Source organism: Acinetobacter sp. UBA6571, assembly GCF_002434085.1.
GTDB classification, from domain to species: Bacteria; Pseudomonadota; Gammaproteobacteria; order Pseudomonadales; family Moraxellaceae; genus Acinetobacter; species Acinetobacter radioresistens.
Window position 1 is genome coordinate 1 of the sequence record NZ_DJJJ01000004.1, and the last position, 25004, is coordinate 25004.

Here is a 25004-nt window from a genome sequence, read left to right on the forward strand (position 1 = left end):
ATGACTCATATAAAATTACTGTCCGCTGCCTGCTTATTGATCGCTTTGCTGAGTGCTTGCACCCCCTCACAAGATAGGGCTAGCAAACTGATCAGCCACAGGCAGAGCTTGATCCGAAAACCCAGAAATTCATGCAAACGGATTTAAGCGAAACACTGGCCGATGATGAAATGCCGGCTTCATCTGAAACAGATCTGAACAATCAAAATTTAGATACGGCATCGATTGCTGATGAGCAAACAGAAGCTAAGGCTATAGCTGAAGAATTTGACATACGCGTCTACCGTGCTGAATCGCAAGGTTCATTGACAGGTTATATTGATAAAATCGATATTATTTCACTCAACGATCAGCCCACCACCATTACGGGCGTTCAGGTCAACCGCGGCAACTGTGAAATAACCCGCATATATGATTATAAAAACATGTATTACGGCTCAGCGGCTTTAGCTTATCCGCGCTGCAAGGTTGAGTCTATTCGTGAAGTCAGTATCAGTACAGCTTATGGGACTTATGCTTATCGGATTGGGTGATTTCAAAATAAAAAATAAGCGGAAAACTTGCTTAACTTTCCGCTTAAACACATAATTTCTTATTGGCTTTTTCGCCAAATTATTATGTAAAAATTACGAGTAAAAAAGGCCCCCTTAATACGCTGCGAAAGTTATCATGAGTTATTCATAATTAAACAAATTTGTCTTTTTTTTATGATCACTGTAAGCTGACTTTATTTGATTCCAAGTCCACGTAAAATTACCCATGCTGTTACGACTATTTGATATAAATTCTATTTTCCAATTATCGGTTTTATCAGCATCAACACTCATTTTGACCTTAAAACCCATATCTAAAAAACCAAACTCTAAATATTTAAAAAATGCCAATATTCTTGCTCTAGCATCTTTATCTCGTTTTATTTTATTTGGACTTGTCTTTTCTCTAGAATCATTGTGAGAAAAAATAGATTTATCATATTCGTCTAAAAAATTTTCATACATAATACTGCGTAACACAGGAATGATTGAACCCTCTTTTTCTACACTTCTATACACTAAATGTTGTTCTTTGGGCCAAGTTTGCAATAATAATTTCATTATATTATTACATTCATAAAGCTTATTATATTTAGACAAACGCTGCCCATTCAAAAAATTTGATTTACCAACAGCAAGCTTTAATTTAAAATTTTTGGGATCATCTTTTAAAAAATCGAAATAAAAAAGCTCAATCAGATGTTGAAACAAAAAATGCAATAAATTATCAACTAAAGTACCTGGTTTGAAATTTAATGGTGTCTTCAAAGTTGAATAATATTTTTTACCTTGAGACGTATTAAATGTAGAAAAACCTGTGATAGATGTACGTGCAAATATTGAGTAGTATGGAATTTCTCTTAGCAAATCCATAAATTTTCTCTGAATTGCCTTATTTTCCAATTGAGTATTCGGGCTCACTATTTCTGCATATAATTGAAAGTATCTAAAAATTGATCGATTTACTCTATCTTTAGAAAGAAAGGAGGATAATGCATAGTTATTGAAAAAGTTATAATAATCTAAGAACTGATTTGTATATTCTTTAGGAGAGCTTAAATTATCTATTAAATTATAAAAAAAAATCTCTATAATATCTTGGTCAATGTTTAACTCTGATATTAGAGCCTTATTGTACGATATATCATGAAATTGTTTAAAATCCCAAAAGTATTGATTTAACTCATAAACAATATCATCCTCAAAAAGGTCAAATTGAATCATATCATCAAAACTATCAACTTTGATTGAAAAATTATTACCCTTTTTTTCTCTTAGAAAATTTCTAATTTCAAAAGCTACGACTTCGTTATTTTCCTCAAACCATCTATACATATCTGGAAATCTTTTTTTTGCTTTAATCATCTCACACGAATAAATAACAACTAATCTAAAAAGATTCGCTAATACTGCTTTAAACAACTCTTCTGTTTGATAATCTCTAATCACGTAATCATTCTCAACTTTTATTTACGTATATTCTTACCATAATTCCTTTGTGTTCACATCAGTCGAAATTAGAATTTTATGCAAAACAATCAACACCCTACAAGCACTATGTGTATGCTTAAATTGAAAGATGTCATCAACAAGTGCCAAATTAGCCGATCCACCATTTATGACAAGCTGGATCAAAAATCCAAGCGTTATGACCCTGACTTTCCTAAACCACGCAAGCTGGGAATGAACAGCGTTGCCTGGGTTGAAAATGAAGTTGAGCAATGGCTGAAAAACCTGCCTTACCACTAATTCTATTGGCATAACTTTCATAATTTCTTAGTTCTCAAATTCCCGTAATGACCAAAGGGCAATTTCATCATTTGCCCTTACGGGACAGCTATGACTTATGAAAGTGAATTTAGGTTTTTTAATTTAATTAATAAGCATTAATTATCTATATGAAATAAATAGTTAGGTATCTAATACAGATTAAGTAGCTCTTATACACTCAGTACTGATATCTCATTATTCTTAATAATAACTAGGTACTTAGATACCGATTATTAGCACAGATCAATTAATACCTTATTCAAGTAAATTAATCACTTAAATATAAAAAATAGATTGATTAAACAGATGGATACAACTGTCTGGGTAACCGATTCAGTATTCACCGTACTCAGTTATCCACCCAACAGTACCATCATTTTAATAGTTAAAACTTACTTAGATTAGAATCTTATGAGTAATCCCATATGGAACCACAAATTAATATTGAACAAAATTATCCGTCTAATGTATTAGAGCTCACTAGTGAACAATGCAATGGTAAATTTACTCTTAAAGAGAATCCCGTTGTTTCAAGTATGTTCAGTATGATTTTTGCCATTAATCAAATTGAACGTGAATCACTAGAGTACTTATTTAAGCTCAACAATGAAGGCTTAAGCTTAAAGACCTATGACACTTCACTTGATTTATTCTTAAAAGGAATCTATTCAATTGAACAAGTCAGTCAAAGTAACTATCACTGTGAACATAGCGTCATTTTTAAACAAGCCTATGATGCAGTGGTTGCACCTCACATTCATCCTAACGATGAAACTTTATTTTGGAATGCACTACCAAATTATAGATTCGTAGTATTAGATGAGGAGACAGGAAATCCCAAAAGCTCCCATACAACTGCTCAACTAAAAAATGAGTTGATTCGTGAGATTTTTATCCGGATAGATTCACCTATCTTTAAAGCGGCCCAGAATGCACGTGCTGAAAAAGCCAAACATCAGTACAAGCGGGCAGTCAAGTTAATACAATGCCTGAGAAAGCTTTTTAGCAAATTGTTAGTAATCCGTATTGATTTATGCTGGAAACACCTGATACAGGATAATCTCACGTTTGACGAAATGAGAGCCTATTTCGCTCAACTGTTAAAGCGCTTTCATTATGACAAAAACCTTCCCAACATTGCTGGTTATATCTGGAAGCTCGAATTCGGTCAGCATAAAGGCTACCACTATCACTGCCTGTTCTTTATGGATGGTAATAAGTTCCAGCGTGATACTCACTATGCAGAGGTCATTGGTCAGTACTGGTCACAACTGACCGGGAACAAGGGCTACTACTTTAACTGTCACCGCGACAAGATCAAGTATCGCAACCTGGCTATTGGCATGGCTCATCATGATGATCAGACCTTCTTTGACAACCTTGATCAGGTTCTATTGTACATCTGCAAGCAGGATCAGTTCCTCATTGATCAACGTCTTCTAACCCAAAAATTACGTGTATTCCAGACAAGCAAGCTTCCTCGTAAAACCGGGTCTGTGGGGCGTCCCCGCCAATTTAAATACCATGAGCTGTCACCTGTTCAAGCTACACCAAAAGAGCTTGTAACAGGTATCCATACACCGGCTAAATTTAAAGTATTAAAAGGAAATATATAATGAGCTTCGAAAAACTTGAACAAATCAATGCAACAGACTTAATAGGTGGCTCAAATAATCTGCAGCTCTTGTCTTACCTGAAGCATTTAAGTGAAACTGCTCATCAAATGAGCTTGAAGAACTCAAAACCGTTCCAGACCAAAGGAGAGGTACTCATACCTTCAGCAGCATTAATTCAACTAGACACAGCAGTAAAAACCATGTTGCAAATGGTTCAGTCAGGTTGTACGCCTTCCCTCTCCCTGCAAGCTCATCCATTTGTATTAGACAAAATGAGTAGCCTGTTATTTTTTAAAGTTTATGAAATTGTTAAACAGAGGCAATGGATAGATCTTTTAGCAATTAACCAGCATCCCGCAAAAGCCCAGATACATCTATTTTTACAGCAATTATGGAATGAAATCCGGGGATATGCTGCAAGTACTGAGGCTCAAAGTAATCTTAAAACCCGTAACAAGCTAATAACCGATCAAGCTACCAAAAATTCTAGAGTCGTTAGCCGACTACTTACTGCTCATACTAATATTCAGGTAGCGAGAGTTTCTTGTTTATTTAATATGACTGGTCATACACAGCTACTAGACATGAACAGAGATGAGAAGGTGATGACAAAGCTAAAAGGCAAGTTAATTAAAGAGCTTCTACAACTCAATCAAGGAGGGATATTATGTATTCAGTGGCGTATCCAGCAAACCCTGTTCGGTCAGTACTATTTAAATATGCTGGTTTATTATCGTGATCAACATCATTTAAATTTACCTAGTCATGAAGACCACTTTATACATGGATCTGATGACAGTACACAACCGACTGTTCAACTGGATTTAAGCAATACTCTTATACATTACGCTCGAATTGAAAGAGATAATTTTCAGGGAATAAATCTGGCGCAATGGAAAGTAATTTTTAAAGTGATGCTCTATCCTTTGAAGTATTATTATTATCATTCCAAAATCATATCACCCAAGTTTGAATACATCATTTACTGATGGCATTTTAATCAATTCTTTAAAAGCCCAATAATTATTTATTGGGCTTTTTTTATTGAAAAAGTAGTTTTATAAGACTGCAATAAATTAAAACTGAAACGCTTCATTTTCCTATTACATCCTAAATATACCTATTTGAGTTAAACACATCCAAAATTTTATGTGGGGTAGTTTGAGGGGTAAGCTACAGGTAAAAAAATAAGCCCTTGTAGATACAAGGGCTTATAAAAATATTTGGCGGAAGCGGTGAGATTCGAACTCACGGAGGGCGTGAACCCTCGTCGGTTTTCAAGACCGGTGCATTAAACCACTCTGCCACGCTTCCAACGAGCGCTATCATATAAACTATTCGTAAAATTGGCAAATCATTTTGTAGATTTAATTGGACAAGTGTTCAAAATAGAACCAGATATTATGAATTTCATGGTTTTTCATAACAAATTGCATTGATATACCATTGCTTTTTCCCTGAAGGGGTCATCACTTCAATCTCATCATTCACCTGTTTTGAAAGTAATGCCCTAGCCATAGGTGAGTCAATTGAAATATGTTGAGGATGATGATCATAAATCTCATCTATCCCGACAATTCGTAAAGTTTTCTGTTCACCATATTCATTTTCAATATCTACCCAAGCACCAAAGTAAACGCGTCCGTCCTGTTCAGGTGAATGGTCAACAATTCTCAGCTCTTCCAGCCGTTTTCCTAAATATCTTACCCGACGATCAATCTTGCGTAAGAGCTGTTTATTGATATTATAACCCCATGTTTAAACATACTATTTATTAATAAAACAGTTTGACAATTGATCAAATACTGATAGCTTGATTGTTAAAACAACTCATACTACATAATAAATATTATATGGCTTACGTTAAGAAAATTTATGTCAACTATAGAGACTGCACATCACATAGTAGCTTGACTCTGCCTTGTATCTTTACCGAGAAAGGCATCATCATTTCTCACTTACGTTACTTAGCTTGGTTTAATTCAAAGAGTGCTGCATGGAAAGAAAGATCATGTTATGCCTTACAGCTTCTACTGAAATATATTAACTCTGTTCCTAATATTGATAGTGCAACAAAGCTACTCAAAGCTTTCACAGAAGCTTTAATCACTGGCACCATTGACTATTCTAATGGTAAAGATCCCCTTGAATTATATTGGAGACCGCGTTCAGTTAGGGATACCAATAATTTGTTATTTCATATAACTCACTACACTGACTTTCTTACTCTACAGGATGAACACTCATCGATTAGAGTTAATCCGTTCCGTAAAGCTACTTGTTATGAAGAACGTTTGAATTGGTGTGCTTACTACCATAAGCAAGCAAATGTATTTTTAAATCACTTAACATCTAATCAACTAACGCAAGACCAAGTACGTTTGGTTGATTCTTTTAAAGAAAGCCTATTTGATTTTGAATATGCTGTACGTTTTCCTGAAGATCAAATAGAAAGGCTCCTATACCTAGGCTTTGATAAGAATGGAGATATAGATTATAGATCTCAGGCAATTACGATGTTGATGAATTATGGTGGTCTAAGAAAGAGTGAAATTTTTCATATCTATACCTCAGATATTACATTGCACCCTACCCGCCCTTTCGAAGCTTTGGTTAGAGTCTATCATCCAGAATTAGGTAGTTCTCCAGATCCCGCATTCAGAAACCGAAAGGAATACTTATTAGCAAAAACAAACTATAGACCAAGAAATAATTATCTATTTTCTGAAAGACTCTATGCTGGCTGGAAAACTCCTTTACTTACCTCAAGAGAAGGATACTTTGAAGTTGTTTTTAATCCACCTGAAAAAGCAAAAGAATTTTTATCAATTTGGGCAAATTATTTAAAATTTCAGCGAATAGAACCTAAAAGAAACAGTCCTCATCCTTTTGCCTTCACTAATACTTTTGGTGAACCTGAAACTATAAAAAATTTCCAAAGATTGCATAAAAATGCTGTTGAACGTATTGGATTACAGTGTAAAAAAAATCTTGGAACAACAGAACACGGTCATCGACATGCTTACGGTTTTCGGGCAAAACAAGCTGGCTTAAATCAGGTAGAAATACAAAAAGCTATGCATCATAAAAGTCCCACCTCTTGTCTTGTATATATAAAACCTACCTTAGAAGAAGTCCAGGACAAGTTACGAGCAATTAAATAATGAAACCACAAATCATACGGCAGATTGAAAGTAAAAAATTTAATAGAGAATTTTCTACTTATCCGACTTTAGAATTGTTAAAACAAACATGTAAAAAATTAAATATTACCAATTCAATGCTTTACAAACAGACCTATAAAGAATTTGGATTACCTGCTCATCCTGAAAGAATCTATGAGGATTGGATCAGCTATAAAGATTTTTTCGATATTGTCGACTTTGTTTCATACACTGAATTAAAAAAATTAATCACACCTAAGAATCTTAAAAATGCTAATGAATATAAAAAGTATGTTGTAAAACAGAATGATTCATCTCTTCCTCTTGACCCTCAAGGGGTTTATCAAAACGAATGGGAAAATTGGTATAAATTTTTAGGTAAAGTTGAGCCCTTTAAACCAGATTTCATATCAAGAGAATATGAAGCTTGGGCAATAAAAATTAAAGAATTTATGACTCGAGCAAGAGGTGGAGGGAGCAAAGAAACCCATCTATGCAGATTTGTACGGCTTTATATAGAAACCTTTGATAAAAGTAAATCTCCCCATTCTTTTTTAATTCAAGAAAAGTTTGATGTTAAGCCTTTCAGAGATTTACTGGAAAACTTTAATTCAGATGTTTTAAAACGAAGCATTATTAAAGCTGTAAATGAGTTCTTAGATTATATTATTGATAATGATCTAACTATTGAAGATGAAGATACTGGTGAAATTGTACGTGTAGATAATGCACGTAACCCCTTTTCCCTTTTACTCAATCAACAAAATTTATCCTCAAGCTTTATTCGTTCAGAAACGACAAAACCCTGCCTACAATATCATTTTGTTAAAAAGGCTCAAGAATGGATCTTACCTAATAAAGCAAAATGTTTTCAGGATTTAGAACACTTACATAAATTTGATGCTGACTGGATCAAAGTTAATTTTGATCAACTTGATTTGCATGATCCCGACTGTGTATACCGCATTATTGATGATCAAGCATACTTATGGTGTCCTACAGACTGGATTCATACCTATGCACTAACTAAAGTACCCTTAAGAGGCCGGCAAATTGCCTATAATGATTCAGGTGAAGCCGATGAATATATTGCAGAGTTAGATCTTCAAAACAAAATAATATGGAAGAAAAATGACTCTATATTTGCAGGCTTAACTAAACAACAATCCTTTATTAAGAAAATGCCTGACAATCAGATAGGCATGTTTACTACTACTAATAAAACAAATAAAAATGGACAAGGTTACACAATTCCATGGATGTCTGAAGATTTAGCCTATTGGTTAGTGAAACTCCGCAAGTGGCAACAGAAATATAATCCTATTAGCTACCCAAGTACTTGGTTAGATTGTCAAAGAACAAATTTGAATGAACTTCAAAGAAAGGCAAAAGGATTAAATTGTTTTCTCTTTAGACGTTTTAATGATTTCGAACCTGCAACAGTTGGAAATGCTCTTACCCCACGTTTAGCTGCTACTCTTTTCCATATACAACCTTCAAACTTAGCTCTAGCTACATTAGAAGGTAATCCAGCGACATTAGGTTGTTATAAATCCAAATATACTCCTCATAGCATGCGCGTCAGCCTCATTACAGCTTATGTACTGGAAATGGGAATGCCTATAGAAATAGTGATGAAAATTGTTGGTCATAGCTCTGTTATCATGTCTATTTATTATTGCAAGGTTTCACACAGTGAAATTAGAACCAAATTGGAAGAAAGCGAAAAAATAATTTTAAAATCAGAAGTTGAGTCTATTCAAAAAACTATTGAACAAAACAAAATTGAAAATATTAAAAATCATTTAATTGGAAACAATGCAGAATTATTACAGGCATTGTCGAATGAGGTTCCTGCAGGAAATTATGTATTTAGAGATTATGGTATCTGTCCGTTTGCAGCATCAAGATGTGACGATGGTGGTGAAATAATCAAAAGTAGTTCGTTCTATACTCCTACACCTCAGGGTTATTTAGGTATTCAAAACTGTATACGCTGCCGACACTTTATTACTGGTCCAGCTTTTATCGGTGGCTTATTAGCAATTACCAATGAAATTTTACTCCAATCTAATGATCAATCTGATATTTGCTCCAAATTACAACTTAAAGTTAATCAGCTTACTCAAGACATTGAGAATCTGGAAAGAGAAGAATATATAGCCAATTTTAAGCAACAAAAATTTGAAGGTACTTTAAAAAGATTTCAATTAGAAACTGAACTTAGAAATTATGAAGCTGAGTATGAAACGGCAGCAAAAAAATTAGATATGCTTCTATGCGACATACAAGCAGCATATAGTCATATTACGAAATGCCATAAACTAATCAATAATACCTCACTTGAAAGTAATGAAAAACTTTCCTTAATCACTACTTCCGATGCAGAATTAATATTAGAAATGGAAGAAGTTGGCCATTATCAGCAATTACAAGAAGTTTGTGAAAATGCTGTCATTTATAAATCATGTAATGCTGATCAGGCTATTTATCCAAGGACACAACTAATCGATAAAATGGCTTTATTTAACGAAATTATGCCTAGTTTATTTATGCTATCCAAAGAACAACAACTGATTGCAGGCAACCAAATTTTCAATTTATTAATGAGCCGTCTTAAGTCCTGGGATAAAGTACAAAAAGTCATGGATGGTAAAATTAAGCTTGTTGAACTAGCTGAGTCAGAACAAATATTAAAATCTGAAATTGAGCTAATACTACATAATTCGCCAACTTTCATTGGGGCAAATCATGGATCCTGAAGATTTATTAAAAGAGTTAAAAAAGAACAGCACTTTAAAAGTTCAGCAATCACTTGATGCTATATATGAAGTTTGTAATGAACAAAAAGACCGGGGCATTAATGATTTCTCAATTAGTACAATTTCTAAGTTGGGTTTTCAAAGAGGAGTACCCAAAGCTCAAAGTATCCGGAATAAAACAGGTGAAAAATACAAAACCTTAATTCAATCTTTTGCTGATCAAAGTTCTCATAAACCTAAGCTGAAGAATCCTTCTAAAAGTAATAACGAATGGATAGATGAAATTTTAAACCCTAAGCATCAGTTGCTTGTTCGTATTATGGCATCTGAGTTAAAAGAAGCTCAGCAAATGATCCGCGAAATTATTCCTCCAAAGCAAAGGATTGATATTTATGACCATAAGAATATGATATCCGATCAATCGTTCAAACTTTCTGAACAAGAAGTTCGAGCTTTACAGTATTTGCTATCATCGGATTTTCAAAAAAAGTGGGATCTGAAACCAACACAGTTTGGTGAACTTGTTGATAAGTTCAATAAGCCTATTTTTAAAGTTTCAACATTGGATGCCCTACGTAAGGCGCTGGAGTATTTATCTTGAATCGCAAATTGCTAACTGCAGAAGGCTATCAACGCTTACAAGATGAGTTAAATGATTTAGTTCGTAAAGAACGACCAGAAATCACTAAAATTGTTTCTTGGGCTGCAAGTCTCGGTGATAGATCAGAAAATGCTGACTATCATTATAATAAAAGAAAGCTGCGCGAAATTGACCGTAGAATCAGATTCTTAACTAAACTTTTTGAAGTTGCTCATAAAGTTGAATACAGCCCTGAACAAGAAGGAAAAGCTTATTTCGGAGCTTGGGTTGAATTAGAAAATGATGAAGGTGAAATCATCAAATTTCGGATTGTAGGTGATGAAGAAATATATGGTCGAAAAGACTACATTTCACTTCAATCACCTATGGCAAAAGCATGTTTAGGTAAGTCAATAAATGATGAGATTCAGGTAAATACACCTAAGGGAAAAAAAATCTGGTACATAATAAGTATAACTTATAAATAACCAATAACTCTTTGAAGAAAATCATTTTCAAAGTCAGAAAGGAATGAATATCTATTACTATTTTTACCACGGAAAAAATCTAAAATAGAATCAATATTTTCTAAATCTTCAAGATTTATTTCATCAAATATTTTCTTAGAAACTTGGTTCGGTATACCAAACTCTTCTAATGCATTAAATGCTGATGGAAAAAAGAAATTTTCTAAATTTGAAGCAAAAATCTTATAATTACCATATTTTAAACCATACTTATTAAAAATATATTCTTGAATATCACTAATTGCATATAATATTTTAGGAAGATTATAGTTAACCAGATTCTTCTTAAAATTAAAAACAGATTGAACTGCATCATCTATAGTATAATCATGTTCACGTGATCTTCTAAAATTATAATCATTGATGATTAGAGTACTGTCTTCTTTCTTATCAATAATATCAATTATTTTTTTATTTAATTGAGCTTCAGTTCTTACAGATCCACCGGCCATAGATGAAATATTAAAATAATTAAATAAAATAAAAGAAATATGTTTTAATTCTTTTTTATTAGGATAGATACCATCCCAACACATATATGGATTCCAATCAGTTAAATTAGAAACCAAATCTTCAGCAAAATTAATCATTTTATTAGGATCAATACCTTGATGTTTCAATAAAATTGATAAAGGTAAAACTTCCTGTTCATAAAATTTTTTAACTCTTTCTTTATTCGAACTATTAACTTCATCGCCTAGATGTAATAATAATGAATCGGAAATATTTTCACTTTGTGTAACGATAGGAACATCAATATATGGTAATTCAGCTTGGGGTTTCCTTCCAAATATATAAACATTACCAACATAATGCTCAAACATTCTTCCAGAACGTCCAGCAATATTATTAAAAGTAAACATATCTAATTTAGTTTTTCTTGTAATACAATCATCATAAATTACAATATTTTTCGCATTGGTATTTACACCCTCAATTAAAGTTGAAGTACAAATAAGAATATTAATTTTTGATTCATTAAATAAATCTACAATTGTAGAGCCAACTGCTCGTGGAATTTGAGCATGATGGTAAGCGATACCATGTTTTAGACCTTCAACCAAGGACCATTGAGGATGATATGTATAAGATAACCAATCCGCAAATTCATTATTATTATCATTTATTTCTAAGATATTTTTGTTTAAGATTCGAGATAATAAAGCACTAGCTCTCTTTGGTGATTTACAGTAAATTACTGTTTGCTCATCACGACCTTTTGATTTTAATAAAGGTATTAAAAACTTATCTCTTTCTATATCAATATCAGCATCTCTTCCATTAGTATTTATATCAAAATAAATTTCATTTGTCGCTACTGTTGCAAAGTGATCGAATTTAAGAAAAGAACATCTTAATTCATCTTCTATGCCTTCAAATAGACCATTAATTCTAGGTCCCAGCATATAAAACCGTTTACATTTATTATAAAGAGATTTAAAAGCTAAGTTCAAACTATCACATCTTTCATCATTAGTTGAGGTAGGAGCAAGTTTATAAAATTCATCGATAATAAAAAAATCTACTGATGAAATTGACTTAGATTCAAGTACTCTCTCTTGAGTAAAAATAAATATATTTTTTTTAGATGAAGTTTGGTTTGCTTGAGTAACAATTTTATAGTAATCGCTATATTTATATAATTTCTTTTTTAATTCATCTATTAGTGCAATTGTAGGTACAACAATAACAAGATTATTAAACATATGGCTTGAAACCAATGCTTCAATAATCAAACTTTTTCCAAAACTAGTAGGAGCACTGAGAATAATATTCTCGCCATTCATTATTCTATAAAATACTTCAGCTTGTCTTATATGAAAAACTTTATCTTTATCTTGCGGCGTAGTAAAAAAACTCGTTCTGAAAGTATCTTTTGATGTTAATTCCTTATTTTTCAAATAAGGAAAAAGTCCTAACTCACCTAATAAATGATCTAAAATAAAATCTCTTTCAATCTCTCCTCTTCTTTCAAGAGTTCTTATCACTATATCTTGAATTAAAGATTTATTTTTATGAGTATTAAATTCATTTATAAGAGAAATAAGAAAATTATCCCAATCTGAAAAATGAGGGTTTTCTAATTTATCTCTTGCTTCTTTATACCAGTCTGACATCAAGATAATTCCTTATACAATTCATCATTAATTTTTTGAATATCAGATACGGGAAAACAAAAAACACGGAGATCAACAAGTTTTACCAATCCATCGTTTATATTACTTTTCAAAAGATTACGACATTCCAAAACATGATCTTCAAAAAGTTTTATAAAATTTTCTTTGTCAAAATTATTAATTAAATCACTATCATGCATCAGAAATATAGGTATTATTATTTTATCAAATCTTTCATCAATTGATAAATTAGCATCGGATAACCTTTCTAATTTTTCTTTATGGGGCCAAGAATCATCAATTTGATTAGTTAAAGCAAATAAACGGTTTTTTAATGAGCGAATATCTACAATATATTCGATATTTTTAACTATAGATTCAATAACTTCTTCAAGTGTTCTATTAACTGATGAAGCTCCTATCCATAATTCTAAACTATCAAAAATTAAAACAGCATGTGTACATGAAAATGTTTTGTTATTTATATCGAATAACTTATTCATTACTGGGATAGTTTTATATGTTTCTCTTATTGCAATATGTAAACAAAGATCCCCTAAAGCATCCAGGTTATTTAATAAAAAGTTATCTTTTGCAAACTTAAATAGCTGCCTATCACTTCCATTAAAGTTCTTTTGTTCTTTTAGAGTCAAAGCGTAATCAATGATCCAATCATAGACTGTTTCACTAAAATTATTAATTTTCCATTCGCCAAACTCAAACCCAATATCAATCCCCTTAATATTAGGATCTGAAGCATTACAATTTACACAATATTTAAATGGTGATAAAGGATGCTTTGGTGGATTATAATCAATACCATTTTGAATTTTATACTTAATAAAATTTTCATTTATAATATTTAGAATATTAATATCTTTTAATACATCTTTAATAGAAATTCCATATAAAGTATTTTTACCTTGCTGGTACACTAAAATACCTATACAGTCATTATTATAAATTACTGGTGAACCCGACATACCACTATAGTTAGTTACAGTTGTTGCTTGAGTAACTTCAAAGCTATAATTAGAAGTTGTGACATTTGTTAAATCATTGGAAATTTTTACCTTAATTGGCTCATAAAATATATCTTTTTCTGCAGGATAACCACATGAAAGTACTTCATTATCTATACCTACATTAGTAGAATATAAATTTATATGATGATTTAATTCAAAATCTAATATTTCAATTATAGCTATATCTAGTTCTTTATTACAATATATACATTTAGACTCTATGTAATTACCTTTTGAGTAATCATCACTTGATAAATAAATTCTAATATATTTTGGATTTATATCTATAACATGATTAGCAGTTAACAATATTTTTTTTGAAATTGAAAAGCATGTTCCTCTTTTTATTAATCCAGATTCGGTTATAGCTTCTATAACGTATATAGAATTCAATTTAAAATGATCAAGACTAATAACACTCATAATTCAACCCCCTGTATTCCCTGAAATAATTTAACATTTATATATTTTTCATTAATTTCATTTATAAACCAATTAGGGATATGATTTACTTCATGATTAATATAAATTTCAATTTCATCTTGTTGATTTACGAATATTATCCTTGATAATGTTTCTAAATCAGGGTGGCTATGAATATTACCATTTGTACTTATAAAATATTTTTTACTTTTAATTCTTCTAAGCAAATCTAAATTAGTATTATTTTTACTACCATGATGGGATATTTTTATTAAATCTACTTCTAAGGTTTCTATACACTCCATATCTAACCAAGATATGATTGTTTCTACATGACAATCACCTAAATATAGTATTTTTTTATCACCATATTCTATTAGAAAAGCAAAACTACTTTTATTCGTTAAAGAAGGATCCGGAAAATAAGGTGTAGTTGCTAAAGATTCAATAGAGCTATGTGATGTTGCATTAATATTAAAATTTTCTGTATGTGAATCGATGATATTTTTTACAAATAACTCAAAGGCTTCAGAGTAAGATTTAGTTAAAATTTTAGGCCTTATTTTTTTCTCATTAAGACTTTTCAGCCAATTTTGTTTTAATTCATTAAGATCATCTTGCGTAGGAGAAATAATTGTAAATTTTATTTTATTACTATAAAACTCTTTTAATTTCTCCCGATATATAGCTTCTTGAGAAACTATCGAATTACAATTTATACCTTTCTCTTTAATTAAATAAGATAGAGATGTGCCTTCGGCATACCCTACTGGTATAGTAGTTTCAATATTATCGCATTCACATGCAAAAGCTTTTAACTGTCTCTCAATAGTACGATCTATTTCTTCATTATTTATTGTAATATTTTCAAATATTTGCTCAACACCATTAAAATATATTTCATTAATTTTTGGACATTTTTCATCTAATAAAAGTTTGATAACTCCATTAACATGGTCGTTATCAATGTGAGTAACAATTAACGTATCAATTTTACTAACCTTATCAAATATTTCCTTTTTCCATTGGTCAAATGAATGTGCAGTACCTCCATCTATCAGTACAAATTCCTCATCTGTTTGTATGGAGATACAATCTCCATTTCCAGCTTGATGCATGGTTATTCTGATCATAAAATATGCAATTTTTTAAGTTACGAAAATATAACACATTTCTTCTTTTCTAGAAATGGCTTATCTTTAGTAACTTAAGCATATTCTCTTAAAATATATACTATATAGTTTATTGATTTTATTAACTTAATTAATTTCTATACTTGAGTTAGAGCACCATAAAGATAGTATTTGTTCTGAGGTATATTTTTCCCATTTCTCATAATTGCGAATTATATTAGCACTAATAAATAACTCTACATCTGAATAATTCCAGCTCTCTGGAAGGCAACGAGGATATTTTGGTTTTTCTTTTTTTTCTTCAAGATAATCTAAATAGCTTAAGATTTTAAGATTAAATAGGGGTTCTTTAACAAATTTATTATTATCTTTATAGATATTTTCTACTTCATATAATTTGGACATTGTTTTATTAGCCTGATAGCTTAATAATGAATAAATTTCATTTAAATTGAATTTACTAATCATACGCATTAAATTAAATTCTAAAGCATTATTTTTTTTAATCGGTATCTTTTTCCTACTACATATATCATCAATTAAAAAATAAACCTCTACTAAACGCTTTGTATCTAAATAATTTTTAATATCCTCACAATCATCTACTTTTAATTTATAATTAATAATATTACCATAAAGCTGTCCAATCCATTCTTCTAAATTATTCATTCCTTCAGGAATTATTATTTTTATTTCAGATCTAAAGTTTAATGATAAGTACTTTGTGATTTCCTTTTTAATTTCATCTCCTATATAACAATCCAATTCGAGTTTAAGCATGTCTAATTCATGTTGTTTTTTTATAATATTATCATACTGGTTCGTTATAAAAATATAGCCTTTTTTAATTAGTCTTTCTATAATATCATTAAAGCCATTAGCTTCTATTTCATTGAAAATATTCCATTCATTGATTGATATACTCTCTTTTATAATAGTGCTTTTAGTAATAAGTACATATAAGAAAATCTTTTCTAAATAGGTTAGCTCTGAATTAGGAGAAGCAATTTCTATATTTTCTTTTAATGAAACCAATTCTTTAAAATTATTTAAATGTAATTTTATAGAATTATCAGCTTTATTCTTTTGGCATGGATAACATTTTAGTTCATGAATAATCCTTTTATATTTTTTAAAGTCAAGATCTCTTCTTTTTAAAATCTTAATCTCTTTAATGCACTTTCTACAATCCATTACTTCATAAATTATTATATATCCACTATTCTTAACAATACGTTCTAATTTATCAGGTGTTCTAAGGCTGTATTTATCTAATAGAGCCTTAATAGTATGATTAAACTTTAAGTTATCAAAATCACTAAAATCCCAATAATCATTTAACATATCGAGATTAAAGTCTTTATATTCTGTATTAAATACAATTTTATAGTTTTTATTAGTCATTTGTTTAAAAATTAATCTAAATAAGATTTATTTATCATATTTTTTATAAAGGAACAATAAATTAAATAGCTTTGTTTACAATTCTATTGGATACAAATCTTATAGTATGTAATTTTAGTATGCATACTATTCGTATTTAGTTGAATTTAAGGATAAAAATAATTATTAGTATAAATTTTAGGGTTATTATTTAAAAATCGGCATTTTCACTACGATCGCCCAGGCTGGCAGCCCAGTTAACTTTCTTGGTTATTTCCGGACGTTCTTCGTGCCAGAGCTGTTGTAATTCAGCCACCAACCGGTCATAGCCGGCTCGAGTAATTAAGTTAGATTTCATTATGAATATTCAGTTTATATAATTATCTATTATGCCATACAGTTTCAACATATTATCACAATCTTAATTTAAAATTTATTAATATCAATTATTTATATAAATATCGCTCAGCTATTTTTGATCAAAATTTGACATAATAAAATTTGCACTTTATTATCCGTTCACTTTTTAGTATTTATGTTCTTTTTATCTATGTAGTTAAACTACACAGTTTTATTTCATCCCTGTCATTTTAAATGACTTCATGACTGCCCATCCTCTTATTGAATTTATCAACTTATAAAAGTTGCAGACCCGTTTTTGTCTGCCTTTTAGGGCATAAGTTACTTTAGCGGAGACACCATGCACAGTAGTTCAACTTTTGGGTCAAGGCTTAGCCTTAACTCTTTATTTTCTACTCTCCCTGTTCGATTACTTGTATTAAGCACAGCTCTTGTACCTTGGCACAATATTAATGCAAGTAAAGCTTCACAATATAATTCCGTTGTGAATACCAATACGTTAACTGTGGTCACGGTGGAAAGCCCAACGACCTTATTTAAAGATGGCAAGATTATGTATGGCTTCGGCTATGATCTTGTCCGTAATTATGCTCAAAACCTGAATGTCAGGCTCGAACTAAAGACAGTTGCAGACAACGCAACAGCTTTAAAATGGGTCGCTCAAGGCAAAGCCAATATGGCAATGACTACGGCTGACTTTAATACTATTGAAAAGCACCAGCTGACGTCTTTCTCTGCAAGCTGTGGAGATACAACCAGTCTGGTTAAAAATGGTTTAAACCCAGCATTGAACTGGGTATTCAAGCAGGCCGAAGAACCGCTAGCTGCTACTGCAAGTGGCTACATTTGCCAAGGTAAACAAAATGGGGCCATTCGTCAGTTGGCTTCTTTTTACAACCGTAATGTAGTACAGCCTGATGCCTGGAAAACCATTCAGCGTGATTTGTCAAAACGTATGCCGATTTATAAAGCGAGTTTTCAGCAAAGTGCTGAACGTTATGACCTGGACTGGCACCTGCTGGCTGCAATTGGCTATCAGGAATCTTATCTAAAGCCCAATTCAGTTTCACCTACAGGCGTACGTGGCCTGATGATGCTCACCAGTAGTACAGCTAAAGCTATGGGAGTACAGAACCGTACAGATCCCCATCAGAGTATTCAAGGCGGGGCCAAGTACTATGATTTAATGCTCGACAAGTTTTCTGACGTTCCTTATCCGGACCGTCACTGGTACGCCTTGGTAGCTTATAATATGGGTCCTGGTGCTGTTGGCCAGATTCAAAAACGTATTCAAACCCAAGGCCGTAATCCAAATAACTGGGTAAATCTTTATGATTATCTGGAACGCCATCAGACAAGTAATGGTCGTTATCATCAGGCTGTGCAATATGTTACCCGTATTCGAGCCTATCTTGAACATATCAAGAAGTCTGAGCTGGTCACAATTTAGACAAAAGTGTTATATATGATATAGAATGTAAGACAAAGAATTTAATTCATAAAAAAAGCTTACCTTCAGTAAGCTTTTTTGCTCTTAAACTTCTTTTTTTCAAGAAGTTTGCGCAAGGATATTCTTAAACAGGTCTTTCTGCTCTTGGCTTGGCTTTACAGTCTGTAATGCCATCAATTGTGACATATCGCCTTGCACCTTGATTTTGCCTGTCATAAATGCTTGCATCGCAGCTGCCATATCGAATTCAAGGAAGACTTTACGCAGGGTTTCGCCATCCATATTCAAAGTAGTTTTAGCATTTGAAGACAGACCTTTCTGGATTTTTCCACCATCTAATGAAAGTTCAGTCGTATTATTGTCTGCATTTACAACTACAAGATTAATTGCCAGATTAGCCAAGGCTGGTGGCAGGTTCAAATCACCTGCTTCAGCAGTTAATTTATCAACAGTTGCAAACCAATCATCAGTGAGTAACGCAGGCATAATTTTTCCTCAAGTATATTTTTCAATTTATAGAGCTGTCTTTCCAGACAGCATATTCATGAAGCTGTGAGCTTTTATTTTGTTATAGCATGTAATAAGGCAATTAGAACAATTTTTTTGTACTGATCATTCAGTTTTTGATGTTTTTATGTATTACTGATTTAAATAGGCACCTTAACTGGGCAAGATGCCTAATATTTGCTTTTATTCAGCAGCAAAACTCAAATTAACTACATCCAGACGATTAGTTTTTTCCGGTTCTTTGAAGTCATACTCACGTTGCGAATCAAGTATCTCAAAATCGAACAGTTCACGGTCAGCCAGCTGAGATGGTGATACGTTCTGCAAAGCGCCGAAAATACTGTGCAGACGTTTCGGATGGGCTTTATCCCAATCACGCAACATATCATTAATGATTGCGCGCTGCAGATTTTCCTGAGACCCACAGAGATTACATGGAATAATTGGGAACTGGCGCAGCTCCGCATATTTTATAATGTCTTTCTCTTCCACATAAGCCAGTGGACGAATCAGAATATTCTTTTTGTCAGATGACAACAGTTTTGGTGGCATGGCTTTTAGACTGCCACCATGAAACAGGTTCAAAAAGAAAGTTGCCAGAATGTCATCACGGTGATGTCCAAGAGCAACTTTAGTTGCGCCGATTTCCTGGGCAAAACCGTATAGGGATCCACGGCGTAAACGAGAGCACACAGCACAGTATGTTTTACCTTCCGGTGTCAAGCGTTTGGTAATGGTATAGGTGTCTTTTTCCAGAATGTAATATGGAATATTGTTTTCTTCCATATAACGCGGCAAGACATCCTCCGGAAAACCAGGCTGCTTCTGGTCTAGGTTGACAGCAACTACATCAAAGTTAATTGGTGCAATACGCTTGAACTGTAGCAAAATGTCCAGCAAGGTATAACTGTCTTTACCACCCGATACGCACACCATTACCTTGTCGCCATCTTCAATCATCTTGAAGTCACGAATAGCATGGCCAACTTGGCGACGCAGCTTTTTAAGCAGACGATAATAGGCTGAACTGGTTGGCAGTTCTGGCTTGAAATTAAATCCCTGGTTGGACTCAACTGGCGAGTACATAGAACAGAATTACCCATAAAAGAAATACCGCGCGATTTTAGCCGATCTCCCTCCGATTCGCATCACCGAATTACAATTAATGTGGAACACCACTGGTCAGAAAAAAATAAGCCTTTGTATAAAAAATAGACGCTCGCGTTCAAAATTGTATCAAAATGCTTATATTTTGGACTTTTCCACAGTTTTCCACAAAACCTGTGGATAAAATTGTGGATTTCTCTAGGCTTGACAGGGGGTGTAATCGGCCTATTAAGGGTTTTATTTAAATTGATCATTTTTTGATCAATTAATATTTATTAATAATTACAATTACTTATATATGTCAAGATATACTTTTTAAAAAATTTTTTTTATTTATTTGGTTATTTTAAAAACAAATGGTCTTGCTTTTTTTTCAATTTTTTTTGTTAAAGAAACTCAAGTTTTTGGTTTCTATTGTAGAGTTTTTTGTTAAACTCGGACTGAATTTTGAGCTCCAAGTTGCTTACAGATTACTATGAAAACTTACTTTGATATTTCACGCTTGGGTATCTGGGGATGTGCCGTACTTGTACTGGTTTCAAGCTATAGTAGTGCAGGTCAAATGTATGTCTATAAAGACCAAAGTGGCAGCACCCTCCTGACTAACCGTAAAATGAATGACAGTTCATTAAAGAAAGTTAAAGTTACTTATTATCCTGAGAGTAATATTCACAGTTATAGTAACTGGGGAAAGTCAGAAGCGGCGGTGTTGCCAAGCTATAGCAAAAATCGTGATGCTTTTGATCATATAATCAAACAGGCGGCTCAGCAGCATGGTGTCAGTGAAGGTCTGATTAAAGCAGTTATGCACACTGAATCAGGCTTTAATGTAAATGCCCGCTCTCCTGTAGGTGCACAGGGCTTGATGCAATTGATGCCTGCAACAGCACGGCGCTTTAATGTCTCAAATGCATATGATCCTTATCAGAATATTCTAGGAGGAGCCAAATATTTAAGCTGGCTCCTGAAACGTTTTAAAGGCAACACGCATCTTGCTCTTGCAGCCTATAATGCAGGAGAAGGTAATGTTGCTAAATACGGTGGTATTCCCCCATTCCGTGAAACCCAGGATTATGTTCGTCGGGTCACCAGTCGTTATAGCAACCTTTACTCGGGCGGAGCTCTAAACCTTACTGCCAGTAATAATCCGGAAAATGGATTGCTGGTTCAGGAAACAGTGAATTCTGCTGCAAATACTCAAGCTGCAGGCCGGAGCTATGCGCCCCGGCAAATTATTACGCTGGCAGATGGCTCCTATACAGATGCACCAGGCACTTATGTCAGCTCTAACGCTACAGCCTCAGCACGTATTCATATTTCTAACTGATCTTTTAATTCATTTTTTCTATATATATTTTTCAAGTTTTTCTTGAATTTTAACGAGCATCACCGCATATTAGTTTTACGATTTATATTTCAAAATCGATTTATTTTTTCTATCAAAAGAGGATTATCTCAATGATGCGGATTGGTTTGTTCTTGCTAACCAACCTCGCGGTACTGGTAGTAGCTGGCATTATTTTGTCGCTCTTCGGAGTCGGAAGTTATCATGGTGCGGGTGGCCTTAATCTGGGCAACCTTTTAGTCATCTGTTTTGTATTTGGTATGGTGGGTTCTCTCATCTCCCTCTTTATGTCCAAATGGATGGCTAAAAAGGCGACCGGTACACAAATTATTGACCCTAATGCTCCTCAAAATCAGGCAGAAGCCTGGTTATTGCAGACCGTTGCTGAATTATCACAGCGTTCTGGCATTCAAATGCCAGAAGTGGGCATTTTTCCGTCTTATCAGTCTAATGCATTCGCAACAGGCTGGAACAAAAATGATGCACTGGTCTCGGTCTCTACCGGTTTGCTTGAACGTATGAATAAGGATGAACTGCGTGCAGTACTGGCGCATGAAATCGGCCACGTCGCTAATGGCGATATGGTTACACTTGCCCTGATTCAAGGGGTAGTGAATGCTTTTGTCATGTTCTTTGCCCGTGTAGTAGGCGACTTCATTGACCGTAACGTATTTGGCCGTGAAGATGGTGAAGCACCTGGGCTGGCTTACTTTGCAATTACGATTGTACTGGATATTGTATTTGGTATTCTTGCCTCTGCAATTGTCATGTGGTTCTCACGTTACCGTGAATATCGGGCCGATGAAGCGGGTGCACAGCTTGCCGGAAAACAGGCTATGATTTCTGCCCTGTTACGTCTACAGGCAGAGTCTGACATGCCAGATCAGATGCCTAAAGAAATGAAAGCCTTTGCAATCTCTTCTGGTAAAGAAGGTGGTTTTAGTCTGGCTGCTCTGTTTATGACACACCCGACTATTGAAGACCGGGTAGCTGCTTTACAGCGTCTCAACTGTCCATAAGTTTTTCTGTTGATTCATCCAGATTCAAAAAAGCCTCCTGCGTGGAGGCTTTTTTACATTTAACCTTTTAAGCTAATGCAGTGTATATTTTAAAAATACTGCTGTGCCAGCCTGATAGCAAACCACAAACCGGCTGCAAATAGAATCAGGAACAGAACTCCGACCAAGTCAGGTATATGTAGCCATAACCAGGCCACCACTGGCTGGCGCCAGAAAGTAGAATGTTGCTGTTTACGTTCTAACTTCTCATGCAGATAGGGATGCCTTAAATGAATATCTGTAGTCATCTGATATTCTGTGCGGATATGTTCATGCACAATATCAAGTGCCTTGCGGCTCGGCCGGATAAATATATCAAATACCGTACCGATTACAGGCACAAAACCGACCACTGCATCCAGGGCAGCCATTTTAATAACTGGCCGCAATTTATGGGAAGGCACGCCAATCTGGCGCCCTTTGTAAACTGCATAACAAGTCAGGGCAAAGCCTGCCAGATCTCCTGCAATTGGTACCGTGCTCAAGGCTGCATCCGCACCGATTCCCTGCTTGGTAAAAGGAATACGAACTAAAGAGTCCATGATATTGGCAAACTTGGCCAGATCACGCTCCAGACGGATCACTTCTTGCTGAGTAAGTTTTTTTTGTTTTTCAAGCCCGGGCATTACCAATTCCAGTCATTAGAGAGTCATCAGCATAAAACAGATTAAAACACGAGATGTATTAATCTGTGTACTAAAACAATAATTTGGATGCTACAAATAAGTAGATAATCACGCCTGTAGCATCACAGATTGAGGTAACTAAAGGTGCTGAAGCACTGGCAGGGTCCAGTTTCAACTTATTTAAAATAAAAGGCAAGCTCATACCCGTCAGACAACCCATGAGTACAATCCCTACCATGCTAATTGCCAGTACAATCGCGACCATGAAATCACCGCGAATATAACCTAGCATGGATACGGCACAAGCCATCGTTACGCCTAAACAAAGTGCCACCACAGTTTCACGGCCGAGCAAGCTGAACCAGTCTTTAAACTGTACATCTCCGGTCGCCAAGGCACGCACCATGAGAGTAGCAGACTGCGATCCGGCATTTCCCCCACTGCCCACCAGTAAAGGGAGAAAGAATACCAATACAATGTGAGTTGAAATAATCTCTTCAAAATGTGCAATTCCAATTCCCGACAGTAAACTGCCAAAGACCAGAATAACCAGCCAAAATACCCTTTTTTGGTATAAGGTTATGATGGGAGCAGTTTTCAGGCTGAGCTCAGCTAACGGACTGACTGCACCGGATTTTAAAATATCTTCGGTAGTTTCTGCCTCTACAATATCCATCACATCATCATAAGTGATAATGCCCAGCATTCTTTCCTGCTCATCCACTACAGGTAGAGCGATTAAATCATAGTAAGCCAGAGTTTTAGCAACGACTTCCTGATCATCATAGGTATAGACATAAATCACATCCCTTTCCATTACCTCTGCAATTGTAGCTTCGGGCCTGGCCTGAATAATCTGGCGTAGAGAGATGACACCTATCAGCTGATTCTGCTCATTTACAATATAAACCAGATAAAGGGTTTCCCGTGTTGCGGCGATTATACGCAGCGCCTGGATGGCTTCATCCATGCATAAGTCTTGGTGTAAGGTAACAAAGCTGGAACTCATCATCGCACCAGCTGTACCTTCAGGATAAAGCGCCAGTTTTCTTAAGGTATTTTGAGACTCCTCAGATAGCAGTGTTATAAGCTGTTGTTGTAATTCTGGTGACAGTTTTTTATAAATATCGACAAAGTCATCAGAATACATATTATCAAGAATAGGGATGAGATCAGGAACAGGTATAAATTCAGCCAAAACAGCTTGCTGGCTGAGCGGCAAATATGCAAACACCTCACTTGGCTCATCCAGTTTCTGTAGGATCTTGACCTGTTCTGTAGGGGTCAATCCTTTTAATACACTAGCCTGATCAGCAATATTTAATTCATTTAAAAGGCCAATAGCCGTATTGAACTTTTCAGAACGGAGCTGTTGGTGAACATATTGTATTTTCTCTGCAATCTGCGGCATGCCTGTCTCATGATAATTTATTGATTAAATAAAAATTTATTTTTGATCAGGGGGATTAAACTACTTCTATCATGCTCTGGAGAGTTTTCACTATAATTTTGCAATAC

General features: G+C 33.9%; 19 protein-coding genes, 1 tRNA gene and 3 pseudogenes. 11 read left to right on the forward strand and 12 right to left on the reverse strand.

What is annotated here, in order from left to right:
• The first annotated feature begins 131 nt into the window (after positions 1-131).
• Positions 132-533: a hypothetical protein gene (locus B3X18_RS00750; protein WP_005015586.1), complete on the forward strand. Its 402-nt coding sequence runs from the start codon at positions 132-134 to the stop codon at positions 531-533.
• Between the two features lie 141 nt (positions 534-674).
• Here the strand turns inward: B3X18_RS00750 and B3X18_RS00755 are convergent, their stop codons facing one another.
• Complete coding sequence (locus B3X18_RS00755; RefSeq protein WP_005015587.1) at positions 675-1982, reverse strand: hypothetical protein; 1308 nt, start codon at positions 1980-1982, stop codon at positions 675-677.
• A gap of 114 nt (positions 1983-2096) precedes the next feature.
• On the opposite strand from B3X18_RS00755, the gene B3X18_RS00760 reads away from it, so the two are divergent.
• The 3 genes from B3X18_RS00760 (at position 2097) to B3X18_RS00770 (ending at position 4908) form a co-directional block, all read left to right on the forward strand.
• Positions 2097-2282 carry an AlpA family phage regulatory protein gene (locus tag B3X18_RS00760; RefSeq protein WP_005404905.1) on the forward strand — a complete coding sequence of 62 codons (186 nt, stop codon included), beginning with the start codon at positions 2097-2099 and terminating at the stop codon, positions 2280-2282.
• Positions 2283-2728: 446 nt separating this feature from the next.
• Positions 2729-3919, forward strand: a complete 1191-nt coding sequence (locus tag B3X18_RS00765) for a YagK/YfjJ domain-containing protein (RefSeq protein WP_005015590.1) — start codon at positions 2729-2731, stop codon at positions 3917-3919.
• Positions 3919-4908, forward strand: a complete 990-nt coding sequence (locus B3X18_RS00770) for a hypothetical protein (RefSeq protein WP_005015592.1) — start codon at positions 3919-3921, stop codon at positions 4906-4908. The genes B3X18_RS00765 and B3X18_RS00770 overlap by 1 nt, the downstream gene beginning before the upstream one ends.
• Before the next feature lie 235 nt (positions 4909-5143).
• Here the strand turns inward: B3X18_RS00770 and B3X18_RS00775 are convergent.
• Together B3X18_RS00775 and B3X18_RS00780 are read right to left on the reverse strand one after the other, a co-directional pair.
• Positions 5144-5233, reverse strand: a tRNA-Ser gene (locus tag B3X18_RS00775).
• Between the two features lie 96 nt (positions 5234-5329).
• Positions 5330-5668 (reverse strand): annotated as a pseudogene (locus B3X18_RS00780) (GreA/GreB family elongation factor); the annotation flags it as partial.
• A gap of 104 nt (positions 5669-5772) precedes the next feature.
• Between B3X18_RS00780 and gmtY the strand changes: the two are divergent.
• The 4 genes from gmtY to greB are packed head-to-tail and all read left to right on the forward strand — an operon-like array spanning position 5773 to position 10913.
• Positions 5773-7083 (forward strand): gamma-mobile-trio recombinase GmtY, encoded by a 1311-nt coding sequence (gene gmtY / locus B3X18_RS00785; RefSeq protein ID WP_034688991.1) that lies wholly within the window; start codon positions 5773-5775, stop codon positions 7081-7083.
• Positions 7080-9845, forward strand: a complete 2766-nt coding sequence (gene gmtZ / locus B3X18_RS00790; RefSeq protein ID WP_286935012.1) for a gamma-mobile-trio integrase GmtZ — start codon at positions 7080-7082, stop codon at positions 9843-9845. Before gmtY ends, gmtZ begins: the two co-directional genes overlap by 4 nt.
• A complete protein-coding gene (gmtX, locus tag B3X18_RS00795) occupies positions 9835-10446 on the forward strand; it encodes a gamma-mobile-trio protein GmtX (protein WP_034688826.1) in 612 nt (203 codons plus the stop codon). Before gmtZ ends, gmtX begins: the two co-directional genes overlap by 11 nt.
• Positions 10443-10913, forward strand: a complete 471-nt coding sequence (gene greB / locus B3X18_RS00800; protein ID WP_034688828.1) for a transcription elongation factor GreB — start codon at positions 10443-10445, stop codon at positions 10911-10913. The genes gmtX and greB overlap by 4 nt, the downstream gene beginning before the upstream one ends.
• On the opposite strand, the gene B3X18_RS00805 is transcribed toward greB, so the two are convergent.
• The 5 genes and pseudogenes from B3X18_RS00805 to B3X18_RS00825 form a co-directional block, all read right to left on the reverse strand.
• Positions 10904-13069, reverse strand: coding sequence for a DEAD/DEAH box helicase (locus B3X18_RS00805; RefSeq protein ID WP_051590410.1), 2166 nt, complete (start codon positions 13067-13069; stop codon positions 10904-10906). The genes greB and B3X18_RS00805 overlap by 10 nt on opposite strands.
• The gene (locus B3X18_RS00810; protein WP_286934995.1) at positions 13069-14517 is read right to left on the reverse strand and encodes a Hachiman antiphage defense system protein HamA; all 1449 of its coding nucleotides are present in this window, start codon (positions 14515-14517) and stop codon (positions 13069-13071) included. Before B3X18_RS00810 ends, B3X18_RS00805 begins: the two co-directional genes overlap by 1 nt.
• The gene (locus tag B3X18_RS00815; RefSeq protein WP_051590411.1) at positions 14514-15635 is read right to left on the reverse strand and encodes a ComEC/Rec2 family competence protein; all 1122 of its coding nucleotides are present in this window, start codon (positions 15633-15635) and stop codon (positions 14514-14516) included. Before B3X18_RS00815 ends, B3X18_RS00810 begins: the two co-directional genes overlap by 4 nt.
• Before the next feature lie 141 nt (positions 15636-15776).
• Positions 15777-17054 (reverse strand): hypothetical protein, encoded by a 1278-nt coding sequence (locus B3X18_RS00820; RefSeq protein WP_034688833.1) that lies wholly within the window; start codon positions 17052-17054, stop codon positions 15777-15779.
• 193 nt (positions 17055-17247) lie between these two features.
• Positions 17248-17391 (reverse strand): annotated as a pseudogene (locus tag B3X18_RS00825) (transcription elongation factor GreB); the annotation flags it as partial.
• A gap of 342 nt (positions 17392-17733) precedes the next feature.
• On the opposite strand from B3X18_RS00825, the gene B3X18_RS00830 reads away from it, so the two are divergent.
• Positions 17734-18843 carry a transglycosylase SLT domain-containing protein gene (locus B3X18_RS00830; protein ID WP_005025093.1) on the forward strand — a complete coding sequence of 370 codons (1110 nt, stop codon included), beginning with the start codon at positions 17734-17736 and terminating at the stop codon, positions 18841-18843.
• A 99-nt stretch (positions 18844-18942) separates the two neighbouring features.
• Here B3X18_RS00830 and B3X18_RS00835 read toward each other — a convergent pair whose 3' ends face one another.
• Positions 18943-19329, reverse strand: coding sequence for an SCP2 sterol-binding domain-containing protein (locus tag B3X18_RS00835; protein ID WP_005015601.1), 387 nt, complete (start codon positions 19327-19329; stop codon positions 18943-18945).
• 204 nt (positions 19330-19533) lie between these two features.
• Positions 19534-20436: a tRNA 2-thiocytidine(32) synthetase TtcA gene (gene ttcA / locus B3X18_RS00840; protein ID WP_005015602.1), complete on the reverse strand. Its 903-nt coding sequence runs from the start codon at positions 20434-20436 to the stop codon at positions 19534-19536.
• A 496-nt stretch (positions 20437-20932) separates the two neighbouring features.
• On the opposite strand from ttcA, the pseudogene B3X18_RS00845 reads away from it, so the two are divergent.
• Positions 20933-21578: pseudogene (locus tag B3X18_RS00845) on the forward strand (lytic transglycosylase domain-containing protein); the annotation flags it as partial.
• 337 nt (positions 21579-21915) lie between these two features.
• Positions 21916-22821 (forward strand): protease HtpX, encoded by a 906-nt coding sequence (htpX, locus tag B3X18_RS00850; RefSeq protein WP_005015604.1) that lies wholly within the window; start codon positions 21916-21918, stop codon positions 22819-22821.
• 89 nt (positions 22822-22910) lie between these two features.
• Here htpX and B3X18_RS00855 read toward each other — a convergent pair whose 3' ends face one another.
• Both B3X18_RS00855 and mgtE read right to left on the reverse strand, forming a co-directional pair.
• A complete protein-coding gene (locus B3X18_RS00855; RefSeq protein ID WP_005015606.1) occupies positions 22911-23486 on the reverse strand; it encodes a DUF4112 domain-containing protein in 576 nt (191 codons plus the stop codon).
• Between the two features lie 70 nt (positions 23487-23556).
• Complete coding sequence (gene mgtE / locus B3X18_RS00860; protein ID WP_005406148.1) at positions 23557-24897, reverse strand: magnesium transporter; 1341 nt, start codon at positions 24895-24897, stop codon at positions 23557-23559.
• Between the last annotated feature and the right edge of the window lie 107 nt (positions 24898-25004).

Bases quoted from the DNA above. Each gene is read 5' to 3' on its own strand.
- B3X18_RS00750 (WP_005015586.1), top strand. From the start codon at position 132: ATGCAAACGGATTTAAGCGAAACACTGGCCGATGATGAAATGCCGGCT.
- B3X18_RS00760 (WP_005404905.1), top strand. From the start codon at position 2,097: ATGCTTAAATTGAAAGATGTCATCAACAAGTGCCAAATTAGCCGATCC.
- B3X18_RS00765 (WP_005015590.1), top strand. From the start codon at position 2,729: ATGGAACCACAAATTAATATTGAACAAAATTATCCGTCTAATGTATTA.
- B3X18_RS00770 (WP_005015592.1), top strand. From the start codon at position 3,919: ATGAGCTTCGAAAAACTTGAACAAATCAATGCAACAGACTTAATAGGT.
- gmtY (WP_034688991.1), top strand. From the start codon at position 5,773: ATGGCTTACGTTAAGAAAATTTATGTCAACTATAGAGACTGCACATCA.
- gmtX (WP_034688826.1), top strand. From the start codon at position 9,835: ATGGATCCTGAAGATTTATTAAAAGAGTTAAAAAAGAACAGCACTTTA.
- B3X18_RS00805 (WP_051590410.1), bottom strand. From the start codon at position 13,069: ATGTCAGACTGGTATAAAGAAGCAAGAGATAAATTAGAAAACCCTCAT.
- B3X18_RS00810 (WP_286934995.1), bottom strand. From the start codon at position 14,517: ATGAGTGTTATTAGTCTTGATCATTTTAAATTGAATTCTATATACGTT.
- B3X18_RS00815 (WP_051590411.1), bottom strand. From the start codon at position 15,635: ATGCATCAAGCTGGAAATGGAGATTGTATCTCCATACAAACAGATGAG.
- B3X18_RS00820 (WP_034688833.1), bottom strand. From the start codon at position 17,054: ATGACTAATAAAAACTATAAAATTGTATTTAATACAGAATATAAAGAC.
- B3X18_RS00830 (WP_005025093.1), top strand. From the start codon at position 17,734: ATGCACAGTAGTTCAACTTTTGGGTCAAGGCTTAGCCTTAACTCTTTA.
- B3X18_RS00835 (WP_005015601.1), bottom strand. From the start codon at position 19,329: ATGCCTGCGTTACTCACTGATGATTGGTTTGCAACTGTTGATAAATTA.
- ttcA (WP_005015602.1), bottom strand. From the start codon at position 20,436: ATGTACTCGCCAGTTGAGTCCAACCAGGGATTTAATTTCAAGCCAGAA.
- htpX (WP_005015604.1), top strand. From the start codon at position 21,916: ATGATGCGGATTGGTTTGTTCTTGCTAACCAACCTCGCGGTACTGGTA.
- B3X18_RS00855 (WP_005015606.1), bottom strand. From the start codon at position 23,486: ATGCCCGGGCTTGAAAAACAAAAAAAACTTACTCAGCAAGAAGTGATC.
- mgtE (WP_005406148.1), bottom strand. From the start codon at position 24,897: ATGCCGCAGATTGCAGAGAAAATACAATATGTTCACCAACAGCTCCGT.